Annotated in this window: 12 protein-coding genes; 9 read left to right on the top strand and 3 right to left on the bottom strand. The window is 71.9% G+C overall.

Features of this window, described 5'->3' with window-relative positions; genetic code table 11:
- Positions 1 to 20: 20 nt before the first annotated feature.
- The 3 genes from WAT24_RS03535 to ubiH all read right to left on the bottom strand — a co-directional run bounded on the left by WAT24_RS03535 (position 21) and on the right by ubiH (position 3,306).
- Positions 21 to 803 (bottom strand): dienelactone hydrolase family protein, encoded by a 783-nt coding sequence (locus WAT24_RS03535; RefSeq protein WP_336806453.1) that lies wholly within the window; start codon positions 801 to 803, stop codon positions 21 to 23.
- Positions 804 to 877: 74 nt separating this feature from the next.
- Positions 878 to 2,086: an FAD-dependent oxidoreductase gene (locus tag WAT24_RS03530; protein ID WP_336806452.1), complete on the bottom strand. Its 1,209-nt coding sequence runs from the start codon at positions 2,084 to 2,086 to the stop codon at positions 878 to 880.
- Positions 2,083 to 3,306, bottom strand: coding sequence for a 2-octaprenyl-6-methoxyphenyl hydroxylase (ubiH, locus tag WAT24_RS03525; protein WP_336806451.1), 1,224 nt, complete (start codon positions 3,304 to 3,306; stop codon positions 2,083 to 2,085). Before ubiH ends, WAT24_RS03530 begins: the two co-directional genes overlap by 4 nt.
- 111 nt (positions 3,307 to 3,417) lie before the next feature.
- Here ubiH and WAT24_RS03520 point away from each other — a divergent pair, with 111 nt between their 5' ends.
- The 9 genes from WAT24_RS03520 (at position 3,418) to WAT24_RS03480 (ending at position 12,647) form a co-directional block, all read left to right on the top strand.
- Positions 3,418 to 4,017, top strand: coding sequence for a hypothetical protein (locus WAT24_RS03520; protein WP_336806450.1), 600 nt, complete (start codon positions 3,418 to 3,420; stop codon positions 4,015 to 4,017).
- Positions 4,017 to 4,577 carry a cob(I)yrinic acid a,c-diamide adenosyltransferase gene (locus tag WAT24_RS03515; protein WP_336806449.1) on the top strand — a complete coding sequence of 187 codons (561 nt, stop codon included), beginning with the start codon at positions 4,017 to 4,019 and terminating at the stop codon, positions 4,575 to 4,577. The genes WAT24_RS03520 and WAT24_RS03515 overlap by 1 nt, the downstream gene beginning before the upstream one ends.
- Positions 4,578 to 4,584: 7 nt before the next feature.
- On the top strand, positions 4,585 to 5,502 hold the full coding sequence (locus tag WAT24_RS03510) for a histone deacetylase family protein (protein ID WP_425605225.1): 918 nt from the start codon (positions 4,585 to 4,587) through the stop codon (positions 5,500 to 5,502).
- 95 nt (positions 5,503 to 5,597) lie between these two features.
- Positions 5,598 to 8,021, top strand: coding sequence for an LPS-assembly protein LptD (locus WAT24_RS03505; RefSeq protein ID WP_336806448.1), 2,424 nt, complete (start codon positions 5,598 to 5,600; stop codon positions 8,019 to 8,021).
- A gap of 117 nt (positions 8,022 to 8,138) precedes the next feature.
- Positions 8,139 to 9,491, top strand: a complete 1,353-nt coding sequence (locus tag WAT24_RS03500; RefSeq protein ID WP_336806447.1) for a peptidylprolyl isomerase — start codon at positions 8,139 to 8,141, stop codon at positions 9,489 to 9,491.
- Positions 9,492 to 9,498: 7 nt separating this feature from the next.
- Positions 9,499 to 10,518, top strand: coding sequence for a 4-hydroxythreonine-4-phosphate dehydrogenase PdxA (gene pdxA / locus WAT24_RS03495; protein WP_336806446.1), 1,020 nt, complete (start codon positions 9,499 to 9,501; stop codon positions 10,516 to 10,518).
- A 25-nt stretch (positions 10,519 to 10,543) separates the two neighbouring features.
- Positions 10,544 to 11,326 (top strand): 16S rRNA (adenine(1518)-N(6)/adenine(1519)-N(6))-dimethyltransferase RsmA, encoded by a 783-nt coding sequence (gene rsmA / locus WAT24_RS03490; RefSeq protein WP_336806445.1) that lies wholly within the window; start codon positions 10,544 to 10,546, stop codon positions 11,324 to 11,326.
- Between the two features lie 45 nt (positions 11,327 to 11,371).
- Complete coding sequence (gene apaG, locus WAT24_RS03485) at positions 11,372 to 11,755, top strand: Co2+/Mg2+ efflux protein ApaG (protein WP_336806444.1); 384 nt, start codon at positions 11,372 to 11,374, stop codon at positions 11,753 to 11,755.
- A gap of 43 nt (positions 11,756 to 11,798) precedes the next feature.
- Complete coding sequence (locus WAT24_RS03480; protein ID WP_336806443.1) at positions 11,799 to 12,647, top strand: symmetrical bis(5'-nucleosyl)-tetraphosphatase; 849 nt, start codon at positions 11,799 to 11,801, stop codon at positions 12,645 to 12,647.
- Positions 12,648 to 12,686 lie beyond the last annotated feature (39 nt).

Raw genomic sequence — 12,686 nt, 5'->3', positions numbered from 1 at the left:
CGGCTTCCGCGTGCACGCGGTCACGGCCTTCCGGCGAAGGCAGCGTCCAGCCACTCGTGCATCAGGCGGTAGCTGCGCGCAGCGGCGCGCGCGTCGTACTTGCAACCGGGCGTGTTCTCGCCGACCTCGGTGAAGCAGTGCACCGCGTTGCCGAGCACCACTAACTGCCAGTCGGCGGAGCTGGCGCGCATCTCGTCCATGAACGCATCCGCATCCGGCATGGTGCCGCGGTCGTCCGCGCCGTTCATCACCAGCACGCGCGCCTTGAAGTGGTCCGGCAACGCCGGCTTGCCCGCGGCCAGCGCGCCGTGGAAGGACACCACCGCGGCCACGTCGGCGCCGCTGCGCGCCAGGTCCAGCACCGCCGAGCCGCCGAAGCAGAAGCCGATCGCGGCGAGCCTGCCCGTATCCAGCGGCGCCTTGCCGGCCTGCGCCTTCAGCTGTGCCAGCGCCTGGTTGGCGCGATGGCGCATCAGCGCGCGATCGGCGTACAGCGGCTGCACCGCCGCCTTGGCCTCGGCATCGTTCTTCGGCCGCACCCGCTCGCCGTACATGTCGGTCACCAGGATCACGTACCGCTTGCCGGCGATCGATTCGGCCTTGCGCACCGCCTCGTCGCTGACCCCGTACCAGTTCGGCACCATCACCAGGCCGGGCCGCCGGGCCGGACCGGCATCGTCGTAGACCAGCACGCTGTGGAAACGGGTGCCGCCGTCGGTCCACTCGACCGGGCGGTGCACCATCTTGGCCTGGGCCGCAAGGGCCAGGGGGAGCGACAACAGGGCGAACAGGACACGACGCATGGCGACGACTCCGAACGAAGGGAAAAGGCGCTCCGGCCGTTGTTCCGCAGGCATCCTGCCGGCAGTGGGATGGGTCAGCGCCCGGCCGCGTGCGCGACGATGCGGCGCTTGAGCGGGTCGAGCCGGTCCGCCAGGCGTACGCCGAGCGCACGCGCGGCGACCAGCGGCGGCGCCTGCCACGCGTAGATGCGCCCCAGCGCGTCGAAACTCCAGGCATCCAGCGTGTCCGCGCTGCGGCGCCGGCGGGCGTAGCGGCGCAGCACGTGCGCCGCGGCGATGTCGCGCCCCGCCGCACGCGCGGCCGCCAGCGTGTCGCGCAGCTCGGCCACGTCGCGCAGGCCCAGGTTCACGCCCTGCCCGGCCAGCGGGTGCACCGTGTGGGCGGCATCGCCCAGCAGCACCAGGCGCTCGGCCTGGTAGCGGTCGGCCAACTGCAGCTTCAGCGGGAAGGCCGCGCGCCGGGTGGTTGCCTGCACGCACCCCAGGCGGAAATCGCTGGCCACGCCCAGTTCCGCGCAGAAGGCGGCATCGTCCAGCGCCAGCACGCGCCGCGCCTCGGCCTCGGGCAGCGACCACACGATCGAACTGCGCCCGTCGGCCAGCGGCAGCAGGGCCAGCGGGCCGCCCGGCAGGAAGCGCTGCCAGGCGGTGGACTCGTGCGGTCGCTCCGTGGCCACGTGGGCCACCACCGCGCGCTGGCCGTAGTCGCGGCCGTGCGTGTCCAGCCCGGCCAGGCGGCGCAGGGGCGAACCGGCCCCGTCGGCGGCGACCAGCAGGCGTGCCGACAGGCTGGCGGCGCCGCCGTCGAGTTCGAGGTCGATCCGGTCCCCGTGCGCCTGGAAACCGGTCACCTGCGCGGGACACAGCCGCTGCACGCCGGCGCGTTCCAACGCCCGCCACAGCGTCCACTGCACGAGGTTGTTCTCGACGATCCAGCCCAGCCAGGCGCGCCCTTCGGCGGCGGCGTCGAAATCGATCGCCGCGCCGCTCTGCGCGTCCCACACGTGCATCCGCGCGTAGGCCGCGGCGCGGCTGTCGCGGATGGGCGCCCACGCCTCCAGCGCCTCGAGCAGCGCGACCGACGAGGGCGCCAGGCCGACCACGCGCAGGTCGACCTCCTCCTCGCGACGCCAGGGCGCGGGCTCGCGCGCTTCCAGCAGGGCGGTGGCGAAACCGGCGCGCGCGAGCGCCAGCGCGGCGGCGGCGCCGACCATGCCGCCGCCGACCACCGCCACGTCCAGCAGCGCGGCACGCCGGCGCGCTTCCGGGCACGGCGTGCTCACGGCGTGCGCTCCAGCACGGCCTGCGGTGGCGTGCCCCGGAAACCCATGCCGCGCCGGAGCAGCGCATGCTTCAGCGGCGGCACGCGGTCGCAGGCGAGCAGCGCCATCGAGCGCAGTGGTGCGAGCCACGGCTGCGGCAGGCAGGCCAGTTGCACCAGGCCGTGGCTCATCGCCATGGTGCCTTCGCGGTCCGGCGCGCGCCTGGCCGCGTACGCCGCCAGCAGGCGCTCGTCGCCGGGATCGGCGGCGCCGGCAGCCAGCTCCGCCAGGGTGAGCGCGTCGCGCAGGCCCAGGTTGAAGCCTTGCGCACCGATCGGGTGCACGGTCTGCGCGGCGTTGCCGACCAGCACCGCCCGCGGCGTGGTCAGGCGCGCCGCCGCCACGCGCCGGATCGCATAGGGAAAGCGCCGTCCCGGGCGCGTCAGCCGGCCCAGTCGCCAGCCGAACCGACGCTGGGCCAGCGCGAGGTAGCCGGCGTCGTCCAGGCCCGTCGTCGCCGCGGCCTGCGCGGCCGGCACGGTCAGCACCAGGCCGCAGCGCCGGCCGGCCAGCGGCAGCATCGCGACCGGGCCCTCGTCGCTGAAGCGTTCGTAGGCGCGGTGCTCGTGCTCGCGCTCGGGGGTAACGGTGCAGACGAACAAGGTCTGGCCGTAATCGTGCGTCTCCGCGGCGATGCCGAGGCGCTCGCGCACGAACGAATCGGTACCGTCGGCGCCGACCAGCAAGGGCGTGTCCAGGCCGCGCACGCCCTCGGCGGTGCGCACCTGCGCGCGCCAGCCCCCGGGGATCGGCTCGAGCGTCTCCAGTCGCGCAGGGGCGAGACGTTCGAGCCGGGTGCAGGCCTCCAGCCGGCGCAGCAGGGCGGCACCGAGTTCGCGCGCGGGCAGCGTCCAGCCGAGCGCATCGAGGCCGGCGTCGCGCGCATCCAGCCGCACGCTGCCGAACTCGCCGGCGCGGCTGACGTGGATGTGCCCGATCGCGGTGGCGCCTTCGCGCGCGTGGGCCCACACGCCGATCGCATCCAGGCCGTTGACGGTGGCCCGCGCCAGCGCCAGGTTGCGCTCGTCGTAGCTGGGCTGCGCATCGGCGCGCGGCGGCGCCGCCTCGACCAGGGTGGCGTCGACGCCGGCGGCGTCCAGGGCGATCGCCAGGCTGGCGCCGACCAGGCCGCCGCCGACGATCAGCACGGGGCCGCGCAGGGGGGAATCGGGAGCATTCATGCGCCGATGATACGGTGCCTGTCGCCGACGTCGCATGAGCCGGACGGCGTTCGGCTAAACTAGCGGTCTGCCTTTTCCCCATTTCACGCCGCCTGCACACGGAGCACCTTCATGGCTATGACGCAGACCCAGCGCCTCGGCATCTTCCTCGCACTCGCCCTGGTGATGGCGGTGACCCGCGGCGCGGTCCACACGCACCATTTCGAGGCCTTTCCGGACGCCTCCTGGGGTGTGTTCTTCCTCGCCGGCTTCTGGCTGCGGGGCACCGGACGCTGGGCCTTCCCGCTGCTGATGGCCGAGGCGGTACTGGTCGACTACCTGGTGATCACCGGCCAGGGCATCAGCTTCTGGAGCCACTACTGCGTGTCGCCGGCCTACTGGTTCCTGCTGCCGGCCTACGGCGCGCTGTGGCTGGGCGGCAGCTGGCTGGCCAGGCGCCAGGCCGGCCTCACGCTTTCCACCCTGGGCCTGGCTGCGGCCGCGCTGCTGGTCAGCGAGGCGGCCTGCTTCCTGGTCTCCAACGGCAGCTTCTACTGGCTCAGCGCCAGCGTGCCGGCGCCGCGCAGCATGGGTGCGTGGATGGAGAACATGGGCGACTGGTACCTGCCCTTCCTGCAGGTCACCGCCCTTTACGTGGGCCTGGGTGCGGCGCTGCACGTGCTGGTCGCCCAGCTGACCCGCGCGCTGGCCCACGAGGGCCAGACGCGCTGATGGGCAACCGCCTTTCGAAGATCTACACGCGCACCGGCGACGACGGCAGCACCGGCCTGGGCGACGGTTCGCGCGTGCCGAAGGATTCGGCCCGCGTGGCCGCCTACGGCACAGTCGACGAACTCAACAGCACGATCGGCATGGTGCTCGCCTGCGACGGCGTCCCGCCGGACGTGCGCGAGGCGCTGACCCAGGTCCAGCACGACCTGTTCGATCTGGGCGGCGAGCTGTGCATCCCCGGCATGACGATGGTGCAGGACGAGGACGTCGCACGTCTGGAGACGGTGCTCGACACGCTCAACGAACCGCTGCCGGCGCTGAAGGAATTCATCCTGCCCGGCGGCGGCATGGCGGCCGCCTGCTGCCACCTGGCGCGCACGGTGTGCCGTCGCGCGGAGCGCGAGGTGCTCGCGCTCGGCCGCAAGGAAACCCTGCGCCCGCAGCCGCAGCGCTACCTCAACCGCCTCTCCGACCTGCTGTTCGTGGTCGCCCGGGTGCTCGCGCGGGCCGGTGGGCACGGCGAAGTGCTCTGGCAGCACGAGCGGCGCCGCCGCGACTGAGCGCGCCATGCTGCGGCTGTACACCCACGCGGCCTGCCTGCAGCACGACCCCGGCCCGGGGCACCCCGAATCCCCCGCCCGCCTGCGCGCCGTGCTGGCCGCGCTCGACCGCGACCGCTTCGCCATGCTCGACCGTGTCGAAGCGCCGCGTGCCAACCGTTCGGCGCTGGAGCGCGTGCACGACCCGGCCTACGTGGCGCGCATCCTGGCCAGCGCTCCGCCCGAAGGCACCTCGCGCCTGGACGAGGACACGCTGATGTCGCCCGGCTCGGCCGAGGCTGCGTTGCGCGCGGCCGGCGCCGTGGTCGCGGCGGTCGACGCGGCGGTCGCCCAGGGCGCGCGCGCCTTCTGCGCCGTGCGCCCGCCCGGCCACCACGCCACGGCCAGCCAGGCGATGGGCTTCTGCCTGTTCAACAACGTCGCCGTGGGCGCTGCGCACGCGCTGGCCGTGCACGGGCTCGAGCGCGTGGCGATCGCCGATTTCGACGTGCACCACGGCAACGGCACGCAGGACATCTTCGCGGCCGAGCCGCGCGTGCTGTTCGCCTCCAGCCACCAGTCCCCGCTCTATCCCGGCACCGGCCACACGGACGAGACCGGCGCGGGCAACCTGGTCAACGCACCGCTGCCCCCGGGGACCGGCTCGCAGGCTTTCCGCCGGCGCTGGGAGCAGGAGCTGCTGCCGCGGATCGCCGCTTTCGGGCCGCAGCTGCTGCTGGTCTCCGCCGGCTTCGACGCCCACCGCGCCGATCCGCTGGCGCAACTTGAACTGGCCGCCGACGACTACGCCTGGCTGACCACGCGCCTGCTCGACGTCGCGCGCGACCACGCCGGCGGCCGCATGGTGTCGACGCTGGAGGGCGGCTACGACCTCGACGCGCTGGCCGCCAGCGCCGCGGCGCACGTCGCCGCGCTGTTCGGCTGACACCCGGGTCGCCAACCGGGCGGCGGCACGGTTCCTGCCGGCAGGAGGGCCTTTCTGCTAGCTTTACGCGTCCTGACGACCGTTGACCGCCGACCGTGACGCCGAGCCCGACGACCCCGCGCACCCTGCCACCACGCCGCCTGCTCGCGGTCGCCGCCGCCCTCGCCCTGTCCGGCGGCGTGGCCGAGGCCCGGACGGCCCCCGCGCAACCGTCCACGACGCCGGGACCGGCCGCGTCCGCCGCCGCACCCACCTGCCCGCTCGGCGTGTTCCACTGCCCGCCGCGCCCGGAAAGCTACGCGATGTGCCGGCCCAACGCGCTGCTGGAGTTCTACGACCCCACGTTGCCGCGCGATCCGGCGCTGCGGGAGAGCGCCGACACCGACGTGCAGTCCACCCACGTGGACAGTTCCAACCAGGCCTACTACCGCCTGTCCGGCAACGTCAGGATCGAACGTGCCGACCAGCTGCTGCGCGCCGACCGCATTGACTACAACGACAGCACCACCGACTACGACGCACAGGGCAACGTGCGTTACCAGGAAGCCGGCGAGCTGCTCAGCGCCGACCGGCTGCGCGGCAACAACCAGGCCAACCACGGGGTGGCCGAGAACGTGCGCTACCAGCTGCTGCAATCGCGGGGCAACGGCACCGCCGCCCGCGGCGAGCTGCTCGATGCCCAGCACAGCCGCTACAGCCAGGTGACCTACTCCACCTGCGACGTGGGCCACCACCTCTGGGAAGTGCGCGCGAAGGACCTGAAGATCGACAAGGCCGACGGCGTGGGCGTCGCCCGCGGCGCCACCATGCGCTTCGCCAACGTGCCGTTCCTGTACCTGCCCTATTTCACCTTCCCGGTCGACAACCGGCGCAAGAGCGGCTTCCTCTACCCGACCTTCGGCAGCTCCAACCGGTCGGGCACGATGTTCGCCATCCCCTACTACCTCAACCTGGCGCCGAACTACGACGCGACCCTCGAGCCGCGCATCTACACCCAGCGCGGCACGCTGCTGGCCGGCGAGTTCCGCTACCTGGTGCCGGGCACCCGCGGCCAGCTCAACGTCGAATACCTGCCCAACGACCGCGGCGAGGACACGCCCGGCGGCGACGCCACCCACGGCCAGGACCGCTGGCTGCTCAAGTACGGCGACGTCACCCGCCTGGGTGGCCCGTGGGTCTTCAGCACCAGCATCAACCGCGCCTCCGACCGCAGCTACCTGCGCGACTTCGGCAACGACCTGTACACCTCCGCGATCGGCACGCTCGCCTCCAACGCCTACGTGCGCGGCGGCGGCGACTGGTGGAGCGCCTCCTTCGGCGCGGACAGCTACCAGAACGTCGATCCCTACCTGCCGGACACGGTGGTGCAGTACAAGCGCTGGCCGCGCGCCACGCTCGGGCTGGACCTGCCGATCAACCGCTGGCTGGAGTTCGGCGCCGACACCGAGGCGGTCGCCTTCCGCAAGGACGACGTGATCGAAGGCAAGCGCCTGGACCTCTACCCCTACCTGGCCGCCGACTTCCGCGGCGCCGCCTGGTTCGTGCGGCCGAGGCTGGCCTACCGCTACACCGCCTACGAGCTCGACGGCGACTACCAGCGCTACGGCTACCGCGGCCCGCTGGGCGGCACCCAGGTCTCGCCCTTCGACGACCGCACGCCCAGCCGTGCCCTGCCGATCGCCAGCCTGGACACCGGCCTGATCTTCGACCGCCGCACCGCGCTGTTCGGTACCTCCTACACCCAGACGCTGGAGCCGCGGCTCTACTACCTGTACGTGCCCTACCGCAACCAGAACGACCTGCCGCTGTTCGACACGCGGCTGATGTCGTTCGACTACTGGCAGCTGTTCTCGCCCAACCGGTTCTCCGGCGCCGACCGCCAGATGGACGCCAACAATCTCACCGCGGCGCTGACCACCCGGCTGCTCGACGACAGCGGCGTGGAGCGGCTGTCGGCCAGCATCGGGCAGATCCACTACTTCTCGCCGCAGCGGGTGCAGTTGCCCAGCTCCAATGTCGCCACCGCCGCGCCCACCGACTGGGTGCATTCGGACTACGTCGCGCAACTGGGCATCCAGCTCAACGACCGCTGGCGCCTGGACAGCGCCTACCAGTGGAACCCGAACACCCGCCTGACCGACCTGGGCACGCTGGGCCTGCAGCGGCGCATCGGCGCCGACGGCATCTTCAACTTCTCCTACCGCTTCCGCCGCAACTACCTGAAGCAGTACGACGCCTCGGCGATCTTCCCGATCTCCGAACGCTGGCGCCTGCTCGGCCGCTGGGTCTACTCGGTGCGCGACCGGCGCACCGTCGAGGCGCTGGCCGGCGTCGAGTACGACAGCTGCTGCGTCGCCGTGCGGGTGGTCGGGCGCCACTACGTGATCGCCCGCGGACCGGTGACCGACCGCGGCAACACCAACAACGCGCTGATGTTCGAGCTGGTCTTCAAGGGCCTGGGCGCCTTCAACGGCCAGACCGAGGACGTGCTGCGGCGTGGTATTCTTGGCTATCAATGAGCCTGCGCCGCGAACTTTCCGGCGGCGCTGCGATCAACGGATGACCGCCGGCCCGGCCGGCCCCATGGCATCGCCTCCTCCAACCATCGCCCCGTCGCGATTGAAGGTTCACGACCGATGAAGCACCCCTTCGCGCTGCTCCTCCTCGCGCTCGTCGCGGCCACCGCCCTGCCCGCGCAGGCCCAGCTGCTGCCGCAGGCGCAGCAGGACGCCACGGCGTCCGGCACGCAACCGCTGGACCGGATCGTCGCGGTAGTGGACGACAGCGTGATCCTGCAGAGCGAGCTGGACGACGCGGTGCGGCTGGTGCAGCAGCAGTACGCCGGCAATCCCGGCCAGCTGCCGCCGCTGGACGTGCTCAAGCGCCAGGTGCTGGACCGCCTGATCCTGATGAAGCTGCAGCTGGCCAAGGCCGACGAGCAGGGCATCCGCGTGTCGAACGACGACGTGGATCGCGCCGTGGCCGCCGTCGCCCAGCAGAACCACATGAGTCCCGAGCAGCTGCGGGCGGCCGTCGAGCAGAGCGGGCAGAGCTTCGCCGCCTTCCGCAGCCAGCTGGCCGACCAGCTGGTCGTGCAGCGCCTGCACGACAGCGTGGTGCGCGACTCGGTCACCATCACCGACAGCGAGATCAACAACCTGCTCAACAGCCCGACCTACAAGGCCGGCGAGGTGCACCTGGCGCACATCCAGATCTCGATCCCGGCGGGCGGCAGCGCGGCCGACGTGCAGGCCGCCCAGGCCAAGGCGCAGCAGGCGCTGGACGCGATCAAGGGCGGCATGGATTTCAACGCGGCCGCGATCCGCTACTCGGATGCGCAGGACGCCCTGGAAGGTGGTGACCTCGGCTGGCGCCGCCTGGACGAGGTGCCGCCGGCGTTCGCCGACGTGGTGGCGAGCATGAAGCCCGGCGACGTCAGCCCCGCGCTGCGCGGTCCCACCGGCTTCCACATCCTCAAGCTGGTCGGCCAGCGCGAGCCCAGCCGCCAGGTAGTCACCGAGTACCACGCCCGCCAGATCCTGATCCGCCCGAGCGAGCTGGTCACCCCCGAGCAGGCCCGCCAGCAGGCGCAGGACCTGTACGACCGCATCGTCAACAAACACGAGGATTTCGCCAAGCTGGCGAAGGAATACTCGAAGGATCCGACCACCGCCAATGCCGGCGGCGACATGGGCTGGTTCCAGCGCGACCAGTGGGGCGGCACCATCGCCCAGCAGCTCGCCCAGCTCAAGGACGGCGAGGTATCGCAGCCGTTCCAGAGCGAGGCCGGCTGGCACATCCTGCAGCTCGAGGGCACGCGCAAGAGCGACGTGACCGACGAAACCGAGCGCAACCAGGCGCGCCAGGCGATCGGCAACCGCAAGGCCGAACAGGCGTACGAGGATTTCCTGCGCGGCCTGCGCGCCGATGCCTACATCAACATCCTGGTGCCCGAGCTGAAGAACCCGGACGCTCGGGACAAGGCCTGAGCGCACCTTGGGTGACCGCCTGCCGCGACTGGCCCTGACCGCCGGCGAGCCGGCCGGCGTCGGCCCCGAGCTGCTGGTCCGCCTGGCCGGGCTGCCGCTGGCGGCCGACCTGGTCGCCATCACCGATCGCGAGCTGCTGGAGCGTGCCGCCATACGTTGCGGCGTGACCCTCGACCTGCGCGAGGACGACGGACGGCCGCAGCCGCACGTGCCGGGCAGCCTGCGCGTGCGGCACGTGCCGCTGGCCGTCGGGGAGCAGCCTGGCCGGCCCGACCCGCGCAACGCCCGGCACGTGCTCGCGACGCTGGCTGAAGCCGCCGACGGCTGCCTGGCCGGGCGCTACGACGCGCTGGTCACCGCGCCGCTGCAGAAGGCCACGCTCAACGACGCCGGCATTCCCTTCAGCGGCCATACCGAGTACTTCGCCGAGCGCGCCGGCGTCGCGGTGGTGATGATGCTGGCCAGCCCCGAGCTGCGCGTGGCGCTGGCCACCACGCACCTGCCGCTGGCTGCGGTACCGGCCGCGATCACTCCCGAGCTGCTGGCGCGCACCCTGCGCATCGTGCATGCCGAGCTCCAGACCAAGTTCGGCCTGGCCGAACCGCGCATCGCGGTGCTCGGCCTCAACCCGCATGCGGGCGAAGGCGGCCATCTGGGCCGCGAGGAACTCGAGCTGGTCGTGCCGGTGCTCGACCGCCTGCGCGCCGGTGGCATGCACCTGCTCGGCCCGCTGCCGGCGGACACTGCCTTCGTGCCCGCGATGCGCGGGCGCTACGACGCGGTGCTGGCGATGTACCACGACCAGGCCCTGCCGGTGCTCAAGAGCGAAGCCTTCGACCGCACCGTCAACCTCACGCTCGGCCTCCCCTTCATCCGCACGTCGGTCGACCACGGCACTGCGCTGGACCTGGCGGGCACGGGCCGTGCGGATCCCTCCAGCCTGATCGCCGCTGCGCGGATGGCGCTCGAACTCATTGCGCGTCGCGCCACGTCCCGCGCTCCCCTCCGGGGGGAGGACGAGGGGTGAGCGGCCGAGCTTGCGAGACATTCCAATGAACGCCCGCCCCAAGAAAAGCTTCGGCCAGCACTTCCTGCACGAGAAGCGCTACATCGAACGCATCGTCGGTGCGATCGCGCCGCAGGCCGACGACCGCGTGGTCGAGATCGGCCCCGGCGAGGGTGCGCTCACCCTGCCGCTGCTCGCCGCCGCCGGCCGGCTCACCGCGATCGAACTGGATACCGACCTGATCCCCGCCCTGCAGGCGCGCGCGAGTGCCGTGGGCACACTGGAGATCATCCACGCCGACGTGCTCAAGGTCGATCTCACCGCGATGGCGCGGCGGCTGGGCGTGCCGCGCGTGCGGCTGGCCGGCAACCTGCCGTACTACATCTCCAGCCCGATCCTGTTCCACTGCGTGGAGCACGCCGGCGCGATCGGCGACATGCACTTCATGCTGCAGAAGGAAGTGGTCGACCGCATGGCGGCCGAACCGGGCAGCAAGGTCTACGGGCGGCTGTCGGTGATGCTGCAACTGGCCTGCCGCGTGGAGCCGCTGTTCACCGTACCGCCGGGCGCGTTCCGCCCGCCGCCGAAGGTAGACTCGGCGGTGGTGCGGCTGGTGCCGCTGGCGGCGCACGAGCGCCATGGCACCGATCCGCAGCGGTTGCACGCGATCGTCAAGGCGGCGTTCGCGCAGCGGCGCAAGACCCTCGCCAACGGTCTCAAGGGCCTGCTCGACGCCGACGCCATCGCACGTGCCGGCATCGATCCGAAGGCGCGCGCCGAGACGCTGGCCCCGGGTGACTTCGTGCGACTGGCGACGCTCGAACACTGAAGCACCGACCGCCCTGGCGCGCCGCCCAGGCCGTACAATCGCGGCATGACTTCCAAAGCCCCCTACACGATCGACGTGCAGGTCGAAACCCGTTTCGTCCCCGACCAGTCCAGGCCACACGACAACCGCTACGTGTTCGCCTATACGATCACCCTGCACAACGCCGGGCAGGTGCCGGCGCGCCTGCTCACCCGCCACTGGATCATCACCGACGCCAACGGCAAGGTGGACGAGGTGCGCGGCGAAGGCGTGGTCGGCGAGCAACCCTGGATGCGTCCGGGCGACCGCTACCAGTACAGCTCCGGCGCGGTGCTGGAGACCGCGGTCGGCACCATGCGCGGCAGCTACCAGATGCTGGCCGACGACGGCACGCATTTCGAGGCGCCGGTTCCGCCGTTCACGCTGTCGATACCGCGCACCCTGCACTGATGAAGGATGCACCCGAAGGTCGACCCGCGATGGACAGGTTCTGATGGCGACATATGCAATCGGGGATGTGCAGGGCTGCTATCCCGAGCTCGCGCGCCTGCTCGACAAGCTGCGGTTCGACCCCGTCGATGACCGGCTGTGGTTCTGCGGCGACCTGGTCAACCGCGGCGGCCAGTCGCTGGAAACCCTACGGCTGATCCACGGTCTGCGCGACAACGTGGTGGTCACGCTGGGCAACCACGACCTGAGCCTGCTCGCGATCGCCCAGCGCAAGCCGGATGCGCAATCGCGAGTCAACCCCGAGCTGCGCGAAGTGCTGTTCGCCGAGGACGCGCCGGTGCTGTTCGAATGGCTGCGCAACCAGAAGCTGTTCCACCACGACGAGGCACTGGGCTGGAGCATGGTGCACGCCGGCCTGGCGCCGTCGTGGACACTGCGCCAGGCGCAGCGCGTGGCCCAGGAGATCGAGCGCGAGCTCTCCAGCCCGCGCCACCCGCGCCTGCTGAAGAACCTGTTCGGCAACCGTCCGGCGGCGTGGTCGAGCCGGCTGCAGGGCATCGAGCGCTACCGCGCGGCGATCAACACGCTGACCCGCATGCGCTACTGCGACGTCAACGGGCGCATCGACTTCGAGGCCAAGGGCATCCCGGGCTCGCAGAAGCCCGGCCTGTACCCGTGGTTCGCCGTGCCCGGCATGCGCCGACGCGAGACGCGCATCGTCTGCGGCCACTGGTCTGCGCTGGGCCGCTTCGCCGGCCTGGGCGTCTACGCGATCGACACCGGCTGCGTCTGGGGCGGACAGCTCACCGCGCTGCGGCTGGATGGCGAGGAGCCGCACTACGTCACCGTCAAGGCCGAACCGCACCGCAAGCGTTCGGGCGGCGAGGACTGATTCGGCGCTTTCCTCGTCCGCGGCCCGGCAGGAGCCCGG

Source organism: Fulvimonas yonginensis, from assembly GCF_037137055.1.
Taxonomy (GTDB): domain Bacteria; phylum Pseudomonadota; class Gammaproteobacteria; order Xanthomonadales; family Rhodanobacteraceae; genus Frateuria_A; species Frateuria_A yonginensis.
Note: the sequence above shows the minus strand (reverse complement) of the source record. Positions and strands in the feature narration are given on the sequence as shown.

Bases quoted from the DNA above. Each gene is read 5' to 3' on its own strand.
- WAT24_RS03510 (WP_425605225.1), top strand. From the start codon at position 4,585: ATGCTGCGGCTGTACACCCACGCGGCCTGCCTGCAGCACGACCCCGGC.
- WAT24_RS03500 (WP_336806447.1), top strand. From the start codon at position 8,139: ATGAAGCACCCCTTCGCGCTGCTCCTCCTCGCGCTCGTCGCGGCCACC.
- ubiH (WP_336806451.1), bottom strand. From the start codon at position 3,306: ATGAATGCTCCCGATTCCCCCCTGCGCGGCCCCGTGCTGATCGTCGGC.
- WAT24_RS03480 (WP_336806443.1), top strand. From the start codon at position 11,799: ATGGCGACATATGCAATCGGGGATGTGCAGGGCTGCTATCCCGAGCTC.
- WAT24_RS03520 (WP_336806450.1), top strand. From the start codon at position 3,418: ATGGCTATGACGCAGACCCAGCGCCTCGGCATCTTCCTCGCACTCGCC.
- WAT24_RS03535 (WP_336806453.1), bottom strand. From the start codon at position 803: ATGCGTCGTGTCCTGTTCGCCCTGTTGTCGCTCCCCCTGGCCCTTGCG.
- WAT24_RS03515 (WP_336806449.1), top strand. From the start codon at position 4,017: ATGGGCAACCGCCTTTCGAAGATCTACACGCGCACCGGCGACGACGGC.
- rsmA (WP_336806445.1), top strand. From the start codon at position 10,544: ATGAACGCCCGCCCCAAGAAAAGCTTCGGCCAGCACTTCCTGCACGAG.
- apaG (WP_336806444.1), top strand. From the start codon at position 11,372: ATGACTTCCAAAGCCCCCTACACGATCGACGTGCAGGTCGAAACCCGT.